Raw genomic sequence first — 20,859 nt, forward strand, 5'->3', positions numbered from 1 at the left:
AAACGCCCGGTTACATTCCGAACCCGGAAGCTAAGCCTTTCAGCGCCGATGGTACTGCAGGGGGGACCCTGTGGGAGAGTAGGACGCCGCCGAACTCCTTTTAGCCTCAACCCCTGGACTCTGTCCGGGGGTTGAGGCATTTTTGCGTTCCGGTGACCCCTGTTCACCTTGTCCTGGTGGCTGAGGGTAAGGTCATGGGGCATCGTTGGCTCGTTTCCCACAGGAGGCCCCCGGGTGGAGGTCCAGGAGACTCGCGTTCAGACGGACCGGGTCCTCACCATCCCCAACATCCTCAGCATGGCTCGTCTCGTCGGCGTGCCGCTCTTCCTGTGGCTGATCCTCCGACCCGTGTTCGGTGGACACAGTGACGGCTGGGCTCTGCTCGTGCTGGCCCTCAGTGGTGTCAGCGACTATCTCGACGGGAAGCTCGCCCGGCGCTGGAACCAGATCAGCAACCTCGGCCGGCTGCTCGATCCGGCCGCGGACCGGCTCTACATCCTTTCCACGCTCGTCGGGCTCACCTGGCGGGAGATCCTGCCGCTCTGGCTGACCGGCATCCTTTTGGCCCGCGAGCTGATGCTCCTGGTCGCCGTGGGAATCCTCCGCCGGCACGGCTATCCGCCGCCGCAGGTGAACTTCCTCGGGAAAGCTGCCACTTTCAACTTGATGTACGCGTTCCCGCTGCTGCTGCTCAGTGACGGAAACGGATGGCTGGCGTCACTCGCCGAAGTTTTCGGGTGGGCCTTCGCCGGATGGGGTACAACTCTGTATTGGTGGGCAGGGATCCTCTACGTGGTCCAGGTCCGTCGACTCGTGAAGGCGGATACCGCGGCCGATTGAGCCCGTCCGTCCCGTGCCGAGCAGCGACGCCGGCAGGTTCGAGGACGCCCGAGGGCCATTGAGTGGACAGGTGAAGTCGGCAGGACCGTCGTCTCTTCAAGGAGGACGCTTCCGACATGAAGGCCGTCGTGATGGCCGGTGGCGAAGGTACCCGCCTTCGCCCCATGACTTCGAGCATGCCCAAGCCTCTGCTGCCGGTGGTGAACCGGCCGATCATGGAGCATGTCCTGCGACTGCTCAAGAGGCACGGTCTCAACGAGACCGTCGTCACCGTGCAGTTCCTCGCCTCCCTCGTCCGGAATTACTTCGGGGACGGGGAAGAGCTCGGAATGGAGCTCACCTATGCGAACGAGGAGAAGCCGCTCGGCACCGCGGGGAGTGTGAAGAATGCCGAGGAGGCGTTGAAGGACGACGCCTTTCTCGTCATTTCCGGGGACGCGCTCACCGACTTCGACCTCACCGATCTGATCGCCTTCCACAAGCAGAAGGGCGCCCTCGTCACGGTCTGTCTGACCCGGGTGCCCAATCCGCTGGAGTTCGGCATCACGATCGTCGACGAGGAAGGAAAGGTCGAACGATTCCTGGAGAAGCCGACCTGGGGACAGGTCTTCTCCGACACGGTGAACACGGGCATCTATGTGATGGAGCCCGAAGTCTTCGACTATGTCGAAGCGGACGTTCCGGTCGACTGGTCGGGTGATGTCTTTCCCCGCCTGATGAAGGACGGCAAGCCGATCTACGGCTATGTCGCCGAGGGCTACTGGGAGGACGTCGGCACCCACGAGAGCTATGTCAAGGCCCAGGCCGACGTCCTGGAAGGCAAGGTCCAGGTCGACATCGACGGCTTCGAGATCTCCCCGGGCGTGTGGGTCGCCGAAGGAGCCGAGGTCCACCCCGACGCCGTCCTGCGCGGGCCGCTCTACGTCGGCGACTACGCCAAGGTGGAGGCCGGCGCGGAGATCCGCGAACACTCCGTCATCGGTTCCAACGTGGTCGTGAAGAGCGGCGCCTTCCTGCACAAGGCCGTCGTCCACGACAACGTCTACATCGGGCAGCAGAGCAATCTGCGCGGCTGCGTCATCGGGAAGAACACCGATGTGATGCGGGCGGCCCGGATCGAGGACGGGGCCGTCATCGGTGACGAGTGCCTGATCGGTGAGGAATCGATCGTGCAGGGCAACGTTCGGGTCTACCCGTTCAAGACGATCGAGGCCGGCGCCTTCGTCAACACGTCCGTCATCTGGGAGTCCCGCGGACAGGCCCACCTCTTCGGGGCGCGCGGTGTGTCCGGCATCCTCAACGTGGAGATCACGCCCGAGCTGGCGGTCCGGCTCGCCGGCGCGTACGCCACCACGCTGAAGAAGGGCGCCACCGTCACCACCGCCCGCGACCACTCCCGCGGCGCGCGGGCGCTGAAGCGGGCGGTGATCTCGGCGCTGCAGGCCAGCGCCATCGACGTACGAGATCTGGAGAACGTGCCGCTGCCGGTGGCCCGGCAGCAGACCGCGCGGGGCAGCGCCGGAGGGATCATGGTGCGGACCTCGCCCGGAATACCGGACTCGGTCGACATCATGTTCTTCGACGAGCGCGGCGCGGACCTGTCGCAGGCCGGGCAGCGCAAGCTGGACCGGGTCTTCGCACGTCAGGAGTACCGGCGGGCGTTCCCGGGCGAGATCGGCGACCTGTCCTTCCCGGCGAGCGTCTTCGACTCGTACACCGGATCGCTGCTGCGGAACGTGGACACCTCCGGGATCGCGGAGGCCGCCCTGAAGGTGGTCGTGGACGCGTCCAACGGCAGCGCCGGGCTCGTACTGCCCAGCCTGCTCGGGCGCCTCCAGGTCGATTCGCTGACCATCAACCCGGGTCTCGACGAGGCGCGGCCCACCGAGTCGGCGGAGAGCCGGCGGGCCGGGCTCGTCCGGCTCGGGGAGATCGTGGCGTCGGCGCGGGCCGCGTTCGGCGTGCGCTTCGACCCGGTCGGCGAGCGGCTCTCGCTGGTCGACGAGCGGGGCCGGATCATCGAGGACGACCGTGCGCTGCTCGTGCTGCTCGACCTGGTGGCGGCCGAACGGCGCTCCGGGCGGGTCGCGCTGCCGGTGACGACCACGCGGATCGCCGAGCAGGTGGCGGCGTACCACGGCACCCAGGTGGAGTGGACGACCACCTCGCCGGACGACCTCACGAGGGTCGGCCGGGAGGAGTCGACGATCTTCGGCGGCGACGGGCGCGGCGGGTTCATCGTGCCCGAGTTCAGCAGCGTCTTCGACGGGGCGGCGGCCTTCGTGCGGCTGATCGGACTGGTCGCCCGGACCCAGCTCACGCTGAGCCAGATCGACGCGCGAATCCCGCGCGCGCACGTACTGCGGCGGGACATCGCCACACCGTGGGCGGTTAAGGGGCTCGTGATGCGCCGGGTGGTGGAGGCGGCCGGCGACCGGTTCGTCGACACGACCGACGGCGTGCGGGTGGTGGAGACCGACGGCCGGTGGGTGATGGTGCTGCCGGACCCGGCGGAGGCCGTCACCCATCTGTGGGCCGAGGGCCCCGACGACGCCTCGGCCCAGGCGCTGCTCGACGAGTGGTCGGCCGTGGTGGACAGCGCAGGTCACTGACCGTACGCGGGCCGGACGAGGCCGGTGGGCCGGGCGGTACCCAGAGGTTCCGCCCGGCCCGTCCACAGGGCCATTCGGCGGTAGGGCGTGCGACGTGCGACGATGTGCGGCATGTCGCAGCAGCCCCCCGTTCGGAGCACAGGATCGCCACCTCCGCGTCCGGACGCGTCCATGTCGCTGCTGAACAACGTGATCGACCACGCCGTGGACGACGGCTACGCGGAGGCGTCGGCGCGGCGCGCGGCGGAGGGCGGCGGCCTGCCCCGTACCGTACGGGCGAAGCTCGGCCTGGCGGCCGGCCTGGTGCTGGCGGCGGCCGTGGTGACGCTCGGCGCGGCCGAGGCGCGGGTGTCCGCGCCGGTCGCCGCGAAGGAGCGGCAGGACCTGATCAACCGGATCGACTCGGAGACCTCGGCGGCGGACCGGCTGCAGAAGGACGTCGAGCAACTGCGGACCGAGGTCGGTGAGCGCCAGCGCAAGGCGCTCGAGCAGCACGGCGGTGACCAGGCGGAGCTGGTGGCGCTGCTCTCGGGCGCGACCCCGGTGCACGGGCCCGGCGTGAAGCTGGTCGTGGACGATGCCAAGGGCAGTGACACCGGCGGTGGCGGCCCGCGCGAGAGCAGCGGCTTCTCCGACACGGGCCGGGTGCGCGACCGGGACATGCAGCGGGTCGTCAACGGCCTGTGGGAGTCGGGCGCCGAGGCGGTCGCGATCAACGGTCAGCGGCTGACGGCACTGTCGGCGATCCGGGCCGCGGGTGATGCCGTACTGGTCGACAACAAGCCACTGGTGCCGCCGTACACCATCCTCGCCGTCGGCGACGGGAAGCGGCTGAGCACCACGTTCCAGGACAGCGCCGACGGGCAGTATCTGCACGCGCTGCAGGAGAACTTCGGGATCCGCACCAGCATCTCGGCGGAGGGCGACGTACGCCTGCCGGCCGCGCCGAGCCTGATCGTACGTACAGCAGAGCCGAGGGGAGCCGGGGCGGCTAAGGCCACCGGGCAGGCCACGGCCGACACAGGGAAGGGCACATCTTGATCGCCGTACTGGGCCTCATCGTGGGAGTCGTGGTCGGACTGTTGGTCCGGCCCGAGGTTCCGGCGGTGGTCGAGCCCTATCTTCCGATCGCCGTGGTCGCCGCCCTCGACGCGGTCTTCGGCGGCCTGCGCGCCATGCTCGACGGGATCTTCGTCGACAAGGTCTTCGTGGTGTCGTTCCTGTCGAATGTGGTGGTGGCGGCGCTGATCGTCTTCCTCGGCGACAAGCTGGGCGTGGGCGCGCAGTTGTCGACCGGTGTGGTCGTCGTGCTCGGCATCCGGATCTTCTCCAACGCGGCCGCCATCCGGCGGCATGTGTTCCGGGCGTGAGGCCGATGAGCGAGCAGCGCGACAACCACGAGCACGATGGCAAGAACGACAACAACAAGAACGACGGAAGCAATGCCAACGGCAATGCCAACGGCAACGTCGGCGACGCCAAGCGGAACGACGCGGCCGAGCAGCCCCGGCCGCCGAAGCCGGAGCCTGTGCAGCCCCAGCAGCCTCCGGCCCCCCAGCAGCCTCCGACCCCCCAGCGGCAGCCGCAGCCCCAGCCCCGGCAGGCTCCGGTACCCCAGCCGCAGCCGCAGCCGCAGCCTCAGGCCGCGCCCCAGCCCCAGCCCCAGCCCCAGCCTCAGCCCGAGCCCCAGCCCGCTGTCACCGGCCGCCAGCGACTCGCCTCCGCGTTGTGGCCGCCGAAGGTGAGCCGGGCCCAACTCGTCGTCGCCCTGCTGCTGTTCGTGCTCGGCCTCGGCCTGGCGATCCAGGTGCGGTCGACCAGCGACAACAGCGCGCTGCGCGGTGCCCGCCAGGAGGACCTGGTGCGGATCCTCGACGAGCTCGACGACCGCACCCAGCGCCTGGAGGACGAGAAGACCCGCCTGGAGAAGCAGCGCTCCGAGCTGGAGTCCAGCTCGGACCAGGCCGAGGAGGCGCGCAAGCAGACCCAGGAGAAGGAGCGGCAGCTCGGCATCCTGGCCGGCACGGTCGCCGCCGAGGGCCCGGGGATCACGATGACGATCACGGACCCCTCCGGTGCCATCGAGTCGGACATGCTGCTCGACGCGATCCAGGAGCTGCGCGCGGCGGGCGCCGAGGCGATCCAGGTCAACGACGTGCGCGTGGTCGCCGACAGCTATTTCTCGGGCAGTGGACGCGACATGAAGATCGATGGAACGCAGGTGGCCGCTCCGTACGTCTTCAAGGTCATCGGCAAGCCGGAGGATCTCGAGCCCGCGCTCAACATCCCCGGCGGCATCGTTCAGACACTGGAGAAGGAGCAGGCCACGGTCACGGTGGAGCGTTCCGGGAAGATCGTCGTCGACGCCTTGCGGCCTGCGAAGCGGCCTGACTACGCTCGGTCGTCCTCGCAGTGAGGCGGGGTGTGATGACGGTCGCACGGCAAGGGCATGACCTTGCGGGGGGTCGCCGCACCACATCGGTGGTGCGTGGTGGAAACTGTCGAGTGGCCACGGACGTTGTGAAGATGTCCGGGTCGGCAGGTGTGTTCAGTCAGGGTTCGTCCTGCCCCACGGGCGGGTCTGTTTCGGTCAAGGGGAATCGCCCGTGAAGTTGTTTGCGAAGTTGTTCGGCAAGAGCGGACGCGAGGACGGCGGCAACGCCAGGCATCGCGCGCCGCGGAACGCCCAGAGCGAGGAACAGGGCGCAGAGCGCCCGCTCTTCCGCGACGAGGTCGGCGGCCAGGGTGGCGACATTCCGGGCACACCGGGCGCGTCTTCTGTTGACCCTGCCGGTGCCGCGCGCATAGGTTTCGGGGAAGCATCAACCTCAGGTGCGGGCGGAGGGTTCACCCCCGACCCGTACGCGACCCAGGCCTCCGCGGGGCAGCCGCGGCAGGAAGGCGCGTCCATGCCGGTGTGTACGAGGTGCGGTCACCGCAACACGGCGGACAGCCGTTTCTGCTCCCACTGCGGCACGCCGCTGCGCGGCGGGGTCGCTCCGGAGCGTCCCTCCGAGACGACCTCGACGATCTCCATCTCGGGGCTCGAGGCCTACGACGCCGAGGTCACCGGCCAGATTCCGGCGCTGTCGCCCGAGGCCCTGGCGGCCGTCGAGGCGCTGCCGACCGGTGCGGCGCTGCTCATCGTCCGCCGCGGTCCGAACTCGGGCAGCCGCTTCCTCCTGGACGGCGAGCTGACCACGGCCGGCCGCCACCCGCAGAGCGACATCTTCCTCGACGACGTGACGGTCTCCCGCCGCCACGTCGAGTTCCGGCGCCAGCCGGACGGCACCTTCACGGCGTCGGACGTCGGCAGCCTCAACGGCACCTATGTCAACCGCGAGCCGATCGAATCGGTCGTGCTCTCCAACGGTGACGAGGTGCAGATCGGCAAGTACCGGCTCGTGTTCTTCGCGAGCCAGCGGGGCGTGTGACGCCCCGGAGAACCTTCAGGGAAGGTCCATGGTGCGTACAGCGACGGGCGGTGCCGGCCTCGGTACCGCCTCCGCGGGCGAAGGGCTGGTCAGCATCGGCACGGTGCTGAGCCGGCTGCGTGACGAATTTCCCGAAGTGACCGTCTCCAAGATCCGGTTCCTGGAGGCCGAGGGGCTCGTCGAGCCCCAGCGCACGGCCTCCGGGTACCGGAAGTTCAGCCCGCGGGACGTGGAGCGGCTCGCTCGCATCCTGCGGATGCAGCGGGACCACTACCTCCCGCTGAAGGTGATCCGCGAGCACCTGGACGCGCTGGAGCGCGGCGAGCAGATCAGGCTGCCCGCACCCGGCCAGCACCCCGACCTGCTCGACGAGGCCGGGGCCGGGGACGCGGACGGCGAGCGCCCCACGGCGGCCCGCATCGGCCGCGCCGAGCTGCTCGCCGCCGCGGAGGTGACGGAGTCCGAGCTCGCCGAGTGGGAGTCGTACGGGCTGATCGCCGAGCTCGCCGGCGGCGGGTACGACGCCGAGACCGTGACCGTCGCCAGACTCGTGGCGGATCTGGGGAGATTCGGTCTGGAACCCCGCCATCTGCGCGCGGTGAAGGCCGCCGCCGACCGCGAGGCCGGACTGGTCGAACAGATGGTCGCACCGCTGCGCCGGCACCGTAACCCCCAGACCAGGGCCCATGCCGAGGCCACCGCCCAGGAGCTCGCCGGGCTCGCCGTACGGCTGCACGCGGCACTGGTCCAGACCGCCCTCGGGGTCCGGCTGCGGTGAGCCGGAGGCGGCCCGACTACCCAAACCGGTCGGGCACGTCCTAGGGTTGCTGTGTGAACGAGCTCGACGTTGTGGGTGTCCGGGTGGAAATGCCCTCCAACCAGCCGATCGTGCTCCTGCGTGAAGTGGGAGGCGACCGGTACCTCCCCATCTGGATCGGACCGGGGGAGGCGACCGCGATCGCCTTCGCCCAGCAGGGCATGGCCCCGGCCAGGCCGCTGACGCACGACCTGTTCAAGGACGTGCTGGAGGCGCTGGGGCAGGAGCTCACCGAAGTCCGCATCACGGACCTGCGGGACGGGGTCTTCTACGCCGAGCTGGTCTTCGCCAGCGGCGTCGAGGTCAGTGCCCGCCCCTCCGACGCGATAGCGCTCGCGCTGCGCACCGGCACGCCGATCTTCGGCAGTGACGGGGTGCTCGACGACGCGGGGATCGCGATTCCGGACGAGCAGGAGGACGAGGTGGAGAAGTTCCGCGAGTTCCTCGACCAGATCTCGCCGGAGGACTTCGGGACCGGCAACCAGTAGGCGGGGGCCGACGGGGCCGGGGCGCCGGGCGCCCCCGGAGCATTCGAGTAGCCCTTCCACGGAGTGGGGCACGGGAAACCACTCTCAGGGTGATTATCACTCGGCGTGCCGAGTGTGGCGATCGTTGACGCACCCCGAGTGACTGCCTACCTTCGTGTGGGCAGGTCAAGGACGGAGGGTCGGCGTGATGAGCAGCGGCGACGGTACGGCAGGGGGCTTCCTGGGGCGTGCGCCCGGGGAGGCGGGCCCGTATCCGCTTCACGGCAGTGCGGTCGGCTCCGGTACGGACGCGGGCGCGGACGCGCCGGCCGGCCCGGACTCCGTCGGCTACCGCGGTCCCACCGCGTGCGCGGCGGCCGGCATCACCTACCGGCAACTGGACTACTGGGCGCGCACCGGGCTCGTCGAGCCGAGCGTGCGGCCGGCGTACGGCTCCGGGACACAGCGGCTCTACAGCTTCCGCGACGTCGTCGTCCTCAAGATCGTCAAGCGTTTCCTGGACACCGGGGTCTCGCTCCAGAACATCCGGGCGGCGGTGCAGCACCTGCGGGCCCGCGGCTTCCGCGATCTGGAGCGCATGACGCTGATGAGCGACGGCGCGACCGTCTACGAGTGCTCGTCGCCCGACGAGGTCGTCTCCCTGCTCCAGGGCGGGCAGGGCGTCTTCGGCATCGCCGTGGGCGTGGTGTGGCGGGACGTCGAGGCGGCGCTCTCACAGCTGCACGGCGAGCGCGTCGACACCGGCGAGACGCTGATCGGGCACAACCCGGCCGACGAGCTGGCGCGCCGGCGCCGCGACAGGGCCGTCTGAGTCCGGCCGGACCGGTCGACTTCCAGGGCTCGTACGGATGTGCGGGCCGATTGTCAGTGGCGTAGGGCAGCATCAGAACCGTGAGAGCCGCGCCCACGATCCTGCATCTCGACATGGATGCCTTCTTCGCCGCCGCCGAGCAGGCGTCGAAGCCGAGCCTGCGCGGAAAGCCCGTGGTCGTGGGCGGGCTCGGACCGCGCGGAGTGGTCGCCACCGCGTCGTACGAGGCGCGGCGCTTCGGCGTGCACTCCGCGATGCCCATGGGGCAGGCGAGGCGGCTCGCGCCGAACGCGGCGTACCTGGTGCCGCGCTTCGGCTTCTACCGGGCGATCAGCGGGCAGGTCATGGAGTTGCTCGGGCGGCTCTCGCCGCTCGTGGAGCCGCTCAGCCTGGACGAGGCCTTCGTCGACCTGGAGGCGGGGGGCGTCGCCGACGACAGCGCGAGCGCGCGGGCGGCGGGGGAGCGGCTGCGGCGGGACATCCTGGCCGTCACCGGACTGACCGGATCGGTCGGGCTGGCCGGCACCAAGATGCTCGCGAAGATCGCCTCCGAGGAGGCCAAGCCCGACGGGCTCGTCCTCATCGAGCCCGGCACGGAGCGGGAGCTGCTCGGGCCGCGCTCGGTGCGGATCATCCCCGGTGTCGGCCCGGCCACCGGCGAGCACCTGCGGCGGGCCGGGATCACCACGGTGGCGGACATCGTGGAGGCGGGCGAGGACGAGCTCGTACGGCTCCTGGGGCGGGCGCACGGCGCCGGACTGCACCGGATGGCCCTCGGGCACGACGACCGGCCCGTGGTGGCCGAGCGGGACGCCAAGTCGGTGTCCGTCGAGGACACCTTCGACGTGGACCTGCACGACCGGCTGCGGATCCGCCTGGAGGTGGAGCGGCTCGCCGAGCGGTGCGTGGCGCGGCTGCGGGGCTCGGGGCACTCGGGACGGACGATCGTGCTCAAGGTGCGGCGCTACGACTTCTCGACGCTGACCAGGTCCGAGACGCTGCGCGGGCCGACGGACGACCCGGTGGTGGTGCGGGAGGCGGCGACGCGGCTGCTCGACCTCGTGGACACGACGGGCGGGGTGCGGTTGCTCGGGGTGGGGGTGAGCGGGCTCGCGGACTACACGCAGGAGGACCTGTTCGCGCAGGCGGAGCACGAGAGCGCGGCGGAGCCGGGAGCGGTGGAGGCCGCGGGGGCGGACGCCGTCGTCGAGGCGCCGGCCGCGCCGGCGTCCGCCACCGAGACCGCCGAGCGCCGGTGGGCGCCCGGGCACGACGTGCGGCACGCGGTGTACGGGCCGGGGTGGGTGCAGGGCAGCGGGGTGGGCCGGGTCACCGTCCGCTTCGAGGAGCCGGGGTCGGCGCCCGGGCGGGTGCGGACGTTCGCGGTGGACGATCCGGAGCTGGCGGCGTCGGATCCGCTGCCGCTGGTGGAGGGCGGGGCGGGCGCGGCGGCGTAGCGCCGGTGCGGGCCGCGCCGGTGCTCAGGCCCGGCCTTCGGCCGCTTGGGACTCCGGGCCCGCCTTCGGCCGCGTCGGTGCTCCGGCCCCGGCCGTCAGCCGCGTGGGTGCTCCGGGCCCGTCTTCGGCCGCGCCGGGCCCCGCCTCCAGCCCGGCCTTCGGCCGCACGAGGTACCGACCCCCACCTCCGTGCCGCTGAGCGCACGGAGGTGCGGATTCTCCCGTCGGGCGTCGGGCGGAATCGCCGCCGCTCTGCCTACCTCTCCTGCCTCTCCTCCTGGCCCGCCACCCTTCCGAAGTCGCGGTCCTCGCTCTGCGTCGGAGGCGGCGGCAGCGCCATGCTGTAGTGGCGGTAGAGCTGGAGCTCCTGGGCGGGGGAGAGGTGGCGGCCCACGCCGAAGTCGGGGGCGTCCTTGATGAGGGAGCGCTCGTAGGGGACGTGGAGGCCGTCGGCGGAGAGTTCGCTCGGCTCCAGGGGGACGAAGGCGTCCCGGCTGAACAGGCCGGTGCGGACGGCGGCCCATTCGGGGATTCCGGTCGCGTCGTCCAGGTACACCTCGTCCACGGTTCCGATCTTGTGGCCGTTCCGGTCGAACGCCTTGCGGCCGATCAGGCTGCGCGGATCGATGTCGGTCTGCACGGTCCCTCCAACTGGTCGCAACTGCTCTACAAGCACTACGAAAGTGCACATCTGGGATGTCGGCCACTTGAGCGATGGGAGAAGGATCCGCGCTGGTAGGCTGGCTGTGGCTGTCGACCCCGCGCGGGAGAGTCCTCCGAAGAAACCTTTCGGAGGCGCCGAAGGAGCAAATCCTCCCCGGAATCTCTCAGGCCCCTGTACCGCGCGGACGAGGTCACTCTGGAAAGCAGGGCGGGCGTCGGACGGCATCCGCTCTCACCGACGGTGAAAGCCGGCCCTCCGCGAGGCGTGCCGGTGAAGCTCTCAGGTTTTGATGACAGAGGGGGAGGCCGTCCGGGCACCCGCGCCGTGGTGCCCCTCGCAGGTCGTGACGACCAGGAGGCCCCCGCATCATGACCGCCAACCGCATTCCGCTCACCGAGCTCGAGCAGGGCATTCCCTTCGAGCAGCGGCACATCGGACCCGACGCCGAGGCGCGGGCCAAGATGCTCGCCCAGGTCGGTTACGGCTCCCTGGACGAACTGACGGCGGCCGCGGTGCCGGACGTCATCAAGAACGCCGAGGCGCTGGCGCTGCCGGCCGCCCGCACCGAGGCCGAGGTCCTGGCCGAGCTGCGCGAGCTCGCCGACCGCAACCAGGTCCTCGCCCCGATGATCGGCCTGGGCTACTACGGCACCTTCACGCCGCCGGTGATCCTGCGCAACGTCATGGAGAACCCGGCCTGGTACACGGCCTACACGCCGTACCAGCCGGAGATCTCGCAGGGCCGCCTGGAGGCGCTGCTCAACTTCCAGACCATGGTCGCCGACCTCACCGGTCTGCCCACCTCCGGCGCCTCGCTGCTCGACGAGGGCACCGCGGCCGCCGAGGCCATGTCGCTCTCCCGCCGCGTCGGCAAGGTCAAGAACGGCGTCTACCTGGTCGACGCCGACGCCCTGCCGCAGACCGTCGCCGTCATCGAGACCCGCGCCGAGCCCACCGGCGTCGAGGTCGTCGTCGCCGACCTGTCCGCCGGCATCCCGGCCGAGATCGCCGAGCGCGGCGTCTTCGGTGTGCTCCTGCAGTACCCGGGCGCCTCCGGTGCCATCCGCGACATCAAGCCGGTCATCGACCAGGCCCACGAGCTCGGCGCGATCGTCACCGTCGCCGCCGACCTGCTCGCGCTCACCCTGCTCGCCTCGCCGGGCTCCCTCGGCGCCGACATCGCCGTCGGCACCACCCAGCGCTTCGGCGTCCCGCTCGGCTTCGGCGGCCCGCACGCCGGCTACATGGCCGTCCAGGACAAGCACGCCCGCTCGCTGCCCGGCCGCCTGGTCGGCGTCTCCGTCGACGCCGACGGCAACAAGGCGTACCGCCTGGCCCTGCAGACCCGCGAGCAGCACATCCGCCGCGAGAAGGCCACCAGCAACATCTGCACCGCGCAGGTGCTGCTCGCCGTCATGGCGGGCATGTACGCCGTCTACCACGGCCCCGCCGGCCTCAAGGGCATCGCGCAGCGCACGCACCGCTACGCCGCGATCCTCGCCGCCGGTCTGCGCGCCGGGGGCGTCGAGCTCACCCAGGGCGCCTTCTTCGACACGATCACCGCCCGCGTCCCGGGCAAGGCCGACCAGGTCGTCGCCGCCGCCCGCGAGGCCGGCGTCAACCTGTACCGCGCCGACGCCGACACCGTCTCCGTCTCCTGTGACGAGACCACCACGCGCGCCAACCTGGCCGCCGTGTGGGCCGCCTTCGGCGTCGACGCCGACATCGAGGCGCTGGACGCCGCCACCGAGGACGCGCTGCCGGTCGACGCGCTGCGCACCGACGCGTACCTGACCCACCCGGTCTTCCACGCGCACCGCTCCGAGACCGCGATGCTGCGCTACCTGCGCAAGCTCTCCGACCGCGACTACGCGCTCGACCGCGGCATGATCCCGCTCGGCTCCTGCACCATGAAGCTGAACGCGACCACCGAGATGGAGCCGGTGACCTGGCCCGAGTTCGGCCAGATCCACCCCTTCGCGCCGATCGAGCAGGCCCAGGGCTACGCCACGCTCATCACCGAGCTGGAGGAGCGCCTCGCCGAGGTCACCGGCTACGACAAGGTGTCGATCCAGCCGAACGCCGGCTCCCAGGGCGAGCTGGCCGGCCTCCTCGCCGTCCGCGCCTACCACCGCGCCAACGGCGACGCCCAGCGCACCGTCTGCCTCATCCCGTCCTCCGCGCACGGCACCAACGCCGCCTCCGCGGTCATGGCCGGCATGAAGGTCGTCGTCGTCAAGACCGCCGACGACGGCGAGGTCGACGTCGAGGACCTGCGCGCCAAGATCGAGCAGCACCGCGACGAGCTCGCCGTGCTGATGATCACTTACCCGTCCACGCACGGTGTGTTCGAGGAGCACGTCGCCGACATCTGCGCGGCCGTGCACGACGCCGGTGGCCAGGTGTACGTCGACGGCGCCAACCTCAACGCCCTGGTCGGCCTCGCCAAGCCGGGCCACTTCGGCGGCGACGTCTCGCACCTCAACCTGCACAAGACCTTCTGCATCCCGCACGGCGGCGGCGGCCCGGGCGTCGGCCCGGTCGGCGTCCGCGCGCACCTCGCCCCGTACCTGCCGAACCATCCGCTCCAGCCCACCGCGGGCCCGGAGACCGGCGTCGGCCCGATCTCGGCCGCCCCGTGGGGCTCCGCGGGCATCCTGCCGATCTCCTGGTCGTACGTGCGCCTCATGGGCGGCGAGGGCCTCAAGCGCGCCACCCAGGTCGCCGTCCTCGCGGCGAACTACATCGCCAAGCGCCTGGAGCCGCACTACCCGGTGCTCTACACCGGCCCGGCCGGTCTGGTCGCCCACGAGTGCATCGTCGACCTGCGCCCGCTCTCCAAGGAGACCGGCGTCACCGTCGACGACATCGCCAAGCGCCTGATCGACTACGGCTTCCACGCCCCGACGATGTCGTTCCCGGTCGCCGGCACGCTGATGATCGAGCCCACCGAGTCCGAGGACCTGGCCGAGCTCGACCGCTTCTGCGACACGATGATCGCGATCCGCGCCGAGATCGAGAAGGTCGGCTCCGGCGAGTGGCCGGCCGAGGACAACCCGCTGCACAACGCCCCGCACACCGCGGCGGCGCTCGGCGGCGAGTGGGACCACGCGTACACCCGCGAGGAGGCGGTCTTCCCGGCCGGCGTCTCGGCCGCGGACAAGTACTGGCCGCCGGTGCGCCGCATCGACGGTGCCTTCGGCGACCGCAACCTGGTCTGCTCCTGCCCGCCGCTGGACGAGTACGAGGGCTGAGCCCGCGCCGTACGACCCACGGCGCACGGCCCTCGGTGAACGAGCCGTGGCGCACGAGCCGCGGCGCACGACCCGAGGCGCATGAGCCTTGGCGCATGACAAGAGGGCCGGTTCGGAGATCTCTCCGGGCCGGCCCTCGGCTTTTCCCTCGTACGGTGTGCGGCCGCGGCGGTCAGGCCGCCGTCGTCACGCCGGCCGCCGTCAGCGGGCGGTGCGGGGCGACGACCCGCCCGTCCGGCAGCAGCTCACCGGTGTCCTCGAAGAGCAGGACGCCGTTGCACAGCAGGCTCCAGCCCTGCTCCGGGTGGTGCGCCACAGGGCGGGCGGCCTCCCGGTCGGCGGAGTCGGCGCTGGGACAGGCAGGCTGGTGCTGGCACATGGGTGGGTTCTTTCGCTGCGTCGTGGTGGATGTCCTGCGGCTCTTCACAGTCATGGCCGCCCCCGTCGGTCGGTTCGGTTCCGGAGCCCAGTCTTGCCGCACGGACGGCGTTCCGCAGGTATTTCGCGGCAGCTCGTCCTCTTCGTTGAGGACGCATCACCCGCAGGGGCGGTTCACGCCAACTGCACCATTACTTCGGGGGGTTCGGGGTGGTCCGAGCGGGCTAGTCCGAACGGGAGCGGCCTCGGACAGCAGTGCGCTCCGGAGCCGGTCGGCTCCGGAGCGCAGCGGGGACGAGCGCGCCGGCTCAGGCCGTGGCGGCCGAGCCGAGCAGCGGCGGCGGGGTGAGCCGCAGGCCGATCACGGGCAGCAGGTCGGTCACCCGGTACGGGCGGTTCGCGGCGATCCCGGGGGGTGCGGGGGCCAGCGGAACCAGCAGGTCGGCCGGGCCGGGGACGGTGGTGGCGCCGTCGGCGTCGGTGTCGGCGTGCAGCCACAGCGTCAGCATGTACAGCCCCGGTACGGAGAGCAGCCGGGGCTGGTACGGGGTGCCGAGCGCCTCGGCCTGGATCAGCGCCCGCTCGGTGGCCGCGACATAGGGACCCTCGAAGAAGTGGGAGAAGGTCCAGCCGTCCGGGGTGAGCGTGGTGTCCGCGGCGGCGATCGCCCGCTCCCCGTTGCGGATCAGGAAGCGCCAGCCCGCCAGCCGGGTGTGGGACGGCGGTCCGGCCGGACCCGCGATGTCCGGCACGCCCAGCACGTGCACCGGCAGCGGGAGTTCGGGGCTCAGCGGTCCCTGTGCGGCCCGCAGGGCCGGTGTGCGCGGTTCGCGGACGGCCGAGGGCGAGCCGAGGGCCGCGAGGACACTGCGGAGGGCCGGCGCGGGGGCCGGGGAGGGTCGGAGCATGATGGGTCGCCTCTCACTCAGGAGACACGGTGCAGCGTGGGCAGGTTTGACGGCGCTGTCAGCGACGGGGCCAGAGAGGGGGGCCATGAGGACATGGCCGTGCGCCAACACTCTGCCTCGTGCGCGGAGTTTATACGACACGTGTTCACGCAGTGTTTCCGCTAGACGGCGCCGATATTCCTGACAAGGCGTCATTCGGTCTTATTCCCGCGGCGATTCGTTGGAATGCATGCGTCCGGCGGAACGTCTTCCTGCAGTTTCGCCTCCGGATCGGGTCGGCCGAATCCGGACGGTCCTCTGTTCGACTCCGACCCGACCTCACCAGGCAATATGCCTTTGGTATATGACCATTGCCCGTTGCCCTCGGGGACTGCCCCTGGAGAAATCCGCTCCAGACTATCCGTTCACACCTCGTCCCCGCAGGCGTTGTCGATCAGTCGGCTGGGCATCATGGTCCGAGACGCTCGCGGCCGCGTGGCGGCTGCCCACTCGGGGAGGGACGCTTCGATGGGTGAGAAGGTCGTGGCCGAGGTGTTCGGTCCGTCCGACCGACAGCGCTACCGCCGAAAGCTCCAGCAATGCCTCGCCGCCCTCGCGCGGCTGCTCGCGGAGAAACGGTTCGACCGTCCGCGCAATCTCATCGGGCTGGAGATCGAACTCAATCTGGCGGGTGAGGACGGGCTGCCCAGGATGCTCAACGGGCCGGTGCTCGACCGCATCGCCAGTTCCGATTTCCAGACCGAACTCGGCATGTTCAACCTGGAAGTCAACATCGCCCCGCACCGGCTCGACGGCCATGTATTCGACCGGCTCGCGGAGGAACTGCGCACCGGACTCGGATACGCCGACCGCAAGGCCCGGGAGGCCGGCGCGGGAGTCGTGATGATCGGCATACTGCCGACCCTCACCGAGGACGACGCGGTCGCCGCCAACCTCTCGGCGGCCGACCGCTACACCCTGCTCAACGACACGATCCTCGCCGTCCGCGGCGAGGACCTCATCCTCGACATCCAGGGCGTCGAGCACCTGCGCTGCACGCCGGCGTCGATCACGCCCGAGGCGGCCTGCACATCGGTGCAGCTGCACCTCCAGGTCACCCCGCCGCGCTTCGCCTCCGTGTGGAACGCGGCGCAGGCCATCGCCGGCGTGCAGATCGCCGTCGGCGCCAACGCTCCCTTCGTCTTCGGCCACGAGCTGTGGCGCGAGTCCCGGCCGCCGCTGTTCACCCAGGCCACCGACACCCGGCCGCCCGAGCTCCAGGCCCAGGGGGTGCGGCCGCGCACCTGGTTCGGGGAGCGCTGGGTGGACTCGGCGTACGACCTCTTCGAGGAGAACCTGCGCTACTACCCGGCGCTGCTGCCGCTGTGCGACGACGAGGACCCGCTGCGCGTCCTCGACGAGGGCGGGGTGCCCAGGCTCGCCGAACTCGTGCTGCACAACGGCACGGTCTACCGCTGGAACCGGCCCGTGTACGGCTGGGTCGACGGCGTCCCGCACCTGAGGGTGGAGAACCGGGTCCTGCCGGCCGGGCCGACCGTCACCGACGTCGTCGCCAACGCCGCTTTCTACTACGGCCTGGTGCGCACGCTCGCCGACGAGTCCCGGCCCGTGTGGAAGCGGCTGGCCTTCGCGGACGCCGAGCACAATTTCGACACCGCGTGCCGCCATGGCATCGACGCCGAGCTGCGCTGGCCGCGCTCCGGCCGCTCCGGCGGCACGGCGACCGTGCCGGCGGTACGGCTGGTGCTCGACGAACTGCTGCCGATGGCCGCCGCCGGGCTCGACGCCTGGCACATCGAGCCGCGCGACCGGGACTTCTACCTGGGCGTGATCGAGGAGCGCTGCCGGCGGCGGGTCAACGGCGCCTCCTGGCAGGCCGACACCTTCCACCGCTACCTGGAATCCGGGCTCGACCGGCCGGCCGCGCTCGCCGCGACCACCCGGCGCTACCGGGAGCTGATGCTGACCGGCGAGCCGGTGCACACCTGGCCGGCCGGGATCGGGGGCGGCGGCACACAGACACGGTAGGTAGGGTTCCCGTACCCGGTAAGCGAGGGGAATGGGAGACAGGTGTGGTGTCGGAGCAACGAGTGGTGGACGCTTCCCTGCCTCCCGGCGGCCTGCCGCGCCGGATGCTGCGCGACGAGACCCTGCTCGTGCTCGCGCTGTCGCTCGGCGCGAGCGCGGTCTCCGCGCTCATCAGCTTCATCGGCGCGCTGACCAGGCCCGGCGCGCTCAAGCAGCAGGCGGCCACGCTCAACGGCTCCTACGCGCCCGGTAGGCCGTGGCTCGACCTCGCCTGGCAGCTCTTCGGCATCGCCACCGCGCTCGTGCCGGTCGCGCTCGTCGCCCATCTGCTGCTGAGGGAGAGCGGGCGCGGGCTCAGGGTCGTCGGCTTCGACCGCACCCGGCCGTGGCCGGACCTGGGCCGCGGGGCGGTGGTGGCGGCCGGCATCGGCAGCGCCGGGCTCGCCTTCTACCTGGTGGCGCGGGCGGCCGGGTTCAACCTCACCGTGGTGCCGGAGTCGCTGCCGGACGTGTGGTGGAAGTACCCGGTGCTGATCCTCTCGGCGATCCAGAACTCCGTCGTGGAGGAGGTGATCGTCGTCGGCTATCTGCTGCGCAGGCTCGACCAGTTGGGCTGGAGCCCGCGTGCCTCGCTCGCCGCGAGTTCGGTGCTGCGCGGCTCGTACCACCTCTACCAGGGCATCGGCGGCTTCGTCGGCAACATGGTCATGGGCCTGGTCTTCGTCTGGCTGTACCGGCGCTGGGGCCGGGTCGGGTCGCTGGTCGTCGCGCACGCGCTGCTCGACATCGTGGCCTTCGTCGGTTACGGGCTGCTGGCGGGGAAGGTGGGCTGGCTGCCCACCGTCTGAGCACCCACCGTCTGAGCGCCCACCGTCCGAACGCGCGAGGAGACGGCACGGGAGAGGGGCGTACGGCATCGGCCGTACGCCCCTCTCCCGCGTTTCCGGGTTCTCCGCGTTTCCGGGTCCTCCGGGTCAGGCGTGCAGCTCGCCGTCGATGACCGTGACGGCGTGGCCGTTCAGGAGCGTGCGCTCGCCGCGCAGCCGGGTGCGGACGAGGCCCGTGCGGGCACCGCCCTGCAAGCCGGTGAGGTCGTCGCGGCCGAAGCGCGGCGACCAGTAGGGGGCGAGGGCGGTGTGGGCGCTGCCCGTGACCGGGTCCTCGTCGATGCCGACGGCCGGGAAGAAGCCGCGCGAGACGAACTGGTAGCCGCCCTCCGGCTCGTCCGCGACGGCCGTGGCGATGATGCCGCGGTCCGACAGGGTGCTCAGGGCGGCGAGGTCCGGGGCGAGACCGCGCACGGTCGCCTCGTCCGCCAGCTCGACGACCAGGTCGCCGATGTGGGCGGCGGTGTCGAGCACGGCGACCGGCTCGGCGCCGAGCGCCGCCGCCAGGCCCTCGGGTGCCGCCACCGGGGTCAGCGACGAGGTGGGGAAGTCCAGGGTGACCGTGCCGTCCGGCTCGGCCGTCGCGAGCAGGATCCCGCAGCGCGCGGTGAAGCGGACGGTGCCGGTCGCCAGGCCGGCGCGGTGCAGCACGTGCGCGGTGGCCAGGGTGGCGTGGCCGCACATGTCGACCTCGGTGGCCGGGGTGAACCAGCGCAGCGCCCAGTCCGCCTCGCCGCCCGGCGGCAGCGGATGGGCGAAGGCGGTCTCCGAGAGGTTGACCTCGGCGGCCACCCGCTGGAGCCAGGCGTCCTCCGGGAAGGAGTCGAGGAGCAGGACTCCGGCGGGGTTGCCGGAGAAGGGACGGTCGGTGAAGGCGTCGACGATTCGAATCCGCATGAGCCGGAACGTACCGGACGCGGAAAACCGCAGGCCAAGGCCAATTCGGGACGGCTGGACCGATCGGCGGTCGGGGCCGTTGTCGTTCGGGTGTTGCCGAACGAACTGTTCCGATATATCGTTGAGGCATCGCGACAGTTCAACGATGAATCCCGATGGAAGGAGCGTTGCGATGCGTACACATGGACACGAGCACATGCACGGACAGGGCGGCCCCGGTCGTGGGTACTGCGGGCCCGGACCTCGCGGTGACTTCGAGGGGCGGCGCGCGGCCTTCGGCAACTTCGGGCCCGGCCCGTGGAGCGGCGGCCCCTGGGGCGGCGGCGGCTTCGGCGGCCGGGGCCGCGGTGGCCCCGGCGGGCGCGGCAGGGCGCGGCGCGGCGATGTCCGCGCCTCGATCCTGGCGCTGCTCAAGGACCGCCCGATGCACGGCTACGAGATGATCCAGGAGATCGTCGAGCGCAGCGGCGGGGCGTGGAAGCCCAGCCCCGGTTCGGTCTACCCGACCCTCCAGATGCTGGAGGACGAGGGGCTGATCGCCAGCGAGAGCGAGGGCGGCAAGAAGCTGTTCACGCTCACCGACAGCGGCCGCGAAGAGGCCCAGTCGGGGCCGGAGGCCCCGTGGGAGGAGGCCGGCCGCGGTGTCGACTGGGACGCCGTGAACGAGATCCGGCAGGCCGGCTTCGGCCTGATGGAGGCGTTCGGTCAGGTCTGGAAGACCGGCAGCGCCGAGCAGCGGCAGAAGGCCGTCGACGTGATCAACGAGGCCCGGAAGAAGCTGTACCTGATCCTGGCCGACGAGCACTGAGCCGACGAGCACCGGGCCCGCGGCCACCGAGCCGGCGGCCGCCGGGCCGAGGCGTACGGATCGGTGAGGCGGAGGACGAGGGGCCCCGTGGCGACATCCGCCACGGGGCCCCTCCGCGTCGTACGGAACGGGCCGCCGGTCAGCCGACCAGGCCCGCGAGCTTGCGCAGCGACTCGGTCAGCGCCGCCGTCGCCGAGTCCTTGAGCTTGCCCGCCATCAGGGAGACGGCCGCACCCGTGAACTCCCCGTCGATCCGCACGGAGGTGGCCTCGCCGTCCGCGGTGAGCGCGTAGCGCGTGCCGACGACCACGCCCATCGGGCCCTTGCCGCGGATCGCGAACACCCGGCCGGGCTCCAGCTCCTCCACCGTCCAGAGCACCTCGGCGGGGAAGCCCATCAGCTTCATGTTCTCCGTGAAGGTCGCACCGGCCTCCAGGGCGGCCGGGCCGCCGTCCGGGAAGTTCGTGTGGGTGGCGTTCCACTCCCCGTACGAACCGAAGTCGGTGAGCTTCGCCCACACCTTCTCGGCCGGTGCCTCGATCCGTGCCTCCGCGCTGACTTCGGCCATGGGAACCA

At 71.3% G+C, this 20,859-nt stretch carries 19 protein-coding genes, 1 rRNA gene and 1 riboswitch; of the genes, 15 read left to right on the plus strand and 5 right to left on the minus strand.

Annotated elements, in window-relative coordinates:
- The 11 genes from rrf to ACFYU9_RS14305 all read left to right on the plus strand — a co-directional run.
- Nucleotides 1–95: ribosomal RNA gene (gene rrf, locus ACFYU9_RS14255) — 5S ribosomal RNA — on the plus strand; the annotation flags it as partial.
- A 139-nt stretch (nt 96–234) separates the two neighbouring features.
- Nucleotides 235–840 carry a CDP-alcohol phosphatidyltransferase family protein gene (locus ACFYU9_RS14260; RefSeq protein ID WP_389344790.1) on the plus strand — a complete coding sequence of 202 codons (606 nt, stop codon included), beginning with the start codon at nt 235–237 and terminating at the stop codon, nt 838–840.
- Between the two features lie 116 nt (nt 841–956).
- Complete coding sequence (locus ACFYU9_RS14265) at nt 957–3,452, plus strand: sugar phosphate nucleotidyltransferase (RefSeq protein ID WP_389344792.1); 2,496 nt, start codon at nt 957–959, stop codon at nt 3,450–3,452.
- Between the two features lie 111 nt (nt 3,453–3,563).
- Nucleotides 3,564–4,493 (plus strand): DUF881 domain-containing protein, encoded by a 930-nt coding sequence (locus ACFYU9_RS14270; RefSeq protein WP_389344794.1) that lies wholly within the window; start codon nt 3,564–3,566, stop codon nt 4,491–4,493.
- The gene (locus ACFYU9_RS14275; protein ID WP_015032176.1) at nt 4,490–4,822 is read left to right on the plus strand and encodes a small basic family protein; all 333 of its coding nucleotides are present in this window, start codon (nt 4,490–4,492) and stop codon (nt 4,820–4,822) included. The genes ACFYU9_RS14270 and ACFYU9_RS14275 overlap by 4 nt, the downstream gene beginning before the upstream one ends.
- A 5-nt stretch (nt 4,823–4,827) precedes the next feature.
- Nucleotides 4,828–5,868 (plus strand): DUF881 domain-containing protein, encoded by a 1,041-nt coding sequence (locus ACFYU9_RS14280; RefSeq protein WP_389344795.1) that lies wholly within the window; start codon nt 4,828–4,830, stop codon nt 5,866–5,868.
- Nucleotides 5,869–5,929: 61 nt separating this feature from the next.
- Complete coding sequence (locus ACFYU9_RS14285) at nt 5,930–6,886, plus strand: FHA domain-containing protein (RefSeq protein ID WP_389217707.1); 957 nt, start codon at nt 5,930–5,932, stop codon at nt 6,884–6,886.
- 28 nt (nt 6,887–6,914) lie between these two features.
- Complete coding sequence (locus ACFYU9_RS14290; protein WP_389217042.1) at nt 6,915–7,664, plus strand: MerR family transcriptional regulator; 750 nt, start codon at nt 6,915–6,917, stop codon at nt 7,662–7,664.
- 53 nt (nt 7,665–7,717) lie between these two features.
- Nucleotides 7,718–8,191 carry a bifunctional nuclease family protein gene (locus ACFYU9_RS14295; protein WP_389217045.1) on the plus strand — a complete coding sequence of 158 codons (474 nt, stop codon included), beginning with the start codon at nt 7,718–7,720 and terminating at the stop codon, nt 8,189–8,191.
- A 187-nt stretch (nt 8,192–8,378) separates the two neighbouring features.
- On the plus strand, nt 8,379–9,002 hold the full coding sequence (locus ACFYU9_RS14300; protein WP_389217048.1) for a MerR family transcriptional regulator: 624 nt from the start codon (nt 8,379–8,381) through the stop codon (nt 9,000–9,002).
- A gap of 80 nt (nt 9,003–9,082) precedes the next feature.
- Nucleotides 9,083–10,459 carry a DNA polymerase IV gene (locus ACFYU9_RS14305; RefSeq protein WP_389344797.1) on the plus strand — a complete coding sequence of 459 codons (1,377 nt, stop codon included), beginning with the start codon at nt 9,083–9,085 and terminating at the stop codon, nt 10,457–10,459.
- 256 nt (nt 10,460–10,715) lie between these two features.
- Here the strand turns inward: ACFYU9_RS14305 and ACFYU9_RS14310 are convergent, their stop codons facing one another.
- Nucleotides 10,716–11,150, minus strand: coding sequence for a PRC-barrel domain-containing protein (locus tag ACFYU9_RS14310; protein ID WP_389217054.1), 435 nt, complete (start codon nt 11,148–11,150; stop codon nt 10,716–10,718).
- A gap of 63 nt (nt 11,151–11,213) precedes the next feature.
- Nucleotides 11,214–11,312: riboswitch (glycine riboswitch) on the plus strand.
- A 179-nt stretch (nt 11,313–11,491) separates the two neighbouring features.
- Here ACFYU9_RS14310 and gcvP point away from each other — a divergent pair.
- Nucleotides 11,492–14,377 carry an aminomethyl-transferring glycine dehydrogenase gene (gcvP, locus tag ACFYU9_RS14315; protein ID WP_389217056.1) on the plus strand — a complete coding sequence of 962 codons (2,886 nt, stop codon included), beginning with the start codon at nt 11,492–11,494 and terminating at the stop codon, nt 14,375–14,377.
- A gap of 172 nt (nt 14,378–14,549) precedes the next feature.
- Here the strand turns inward: gcvP and ACFYU9_RS14320 are convergent, their stop codons facing one another.
- Nucleotides 14,550–14,756: a DUF5999 family protein gene (locus ACFYU9_RS14320; RefSeq protein WP_389217059.1), complete on the minus strand. Its 207-nt coding sequence runs from the start codon at nt 14,754–14,756 to the stop codon at nt 14,550–14,552.
- Between the two features lie 307 nt (nt 14,757–15,063).
- Nucleotides 15,064–15,663, minus strand: a complete 600-nt coding sequence (locus ACFYU9_RS14325; protein ID WP_389217062.1) for a hypothetical protein — start codon at nt 15,661–15,663, stop codon at nt 15,064–15,066.
- Between the two features lie 507 nt (nt 15,664–16,170).
- Here ACFYU9_RS14325 and ACFYU9_RS14330 point away from each other — a divergent pair.
- A complete protein-coding gene (locus ACFYU9_RS14330) occupies nt 16,171–17,691 on the plus strand; it encodes a glutamate--cysteine ligase (RefSeq protein WP_389344799.1) in 1,521 nt (506 codons plus the stop codon).
- A gap of 104 nt (nt 17,692–17,795) precedes the next feature.
- On the plus strand, nt 17,796–18,539 hold the full coding sequence (locus tag ACFYU9_RS14335) for a CPBP family intramembrane glutamic endopeptidase (protein ID WP_389345300.1): 744 nt from the start codon (nt 17,796–17,798) through the stop codon (nt 18,537–18,539).
- Nucleotides 18,540–18,665: 126 nt separating this feature from the next.
- Here ACFYU9_RS14335 and ACFYU9_RS14340 read toward each other — a convergent pair whose 3' ends face one another.
- A complete protein-coding gene (locus ACFYU9_RS14340; protein WP_389217068.1) occupies nt 18,666–19,475 on the minus strand; it encodes a PhzF family phenazine biosynthesis protein in 810 nt (269 codons plus the stop codon).
- Between the two features lie 172 nt (nt 19,476–19,647).
- Between ACFYU9_RS14340 and ACFYU9_RS14345 the strand changes: the two genes are divergently transcribed.
- Complete coding sequence (locus ACFYU9_RS14345) at nt 19,648–20,283, plus strand: PadR family transcriptional regulator (protein ID WP_389217071.1); 636 nt, start codon at nt 19,648–19,650, stop codon at nt 20,281–20,283.
- Between the two features lie 139 nt (nt 20,284–20,422).
- On the opposite strand, the gene ACFYU9_RS14350 is transcribed toward ACFYU9_RS14345, so the two are convergent.
- Nucleotides 20,423–20,851, minus strand: a complete 429-nt coding sequence (locus ACFYU9_RS14350) for an SRPBCC family protein (RefSeq protein WP_389344801.1) — start codon at nt 20,849–20,851, stop codon at nt 20,423–20,425.
- Nucleotides 20,852–20,859 lie beyond the last annotated feature (8 nt).

This window comes from Streptomyces sp. NPDC004327, from assembly GCF_042873935.1.
Taxonomy (GTDB): Bacteria; Actinomycetota; Actinomycetes; order Streptomycetales; family Streptomycetaceae; genus Streptomyces.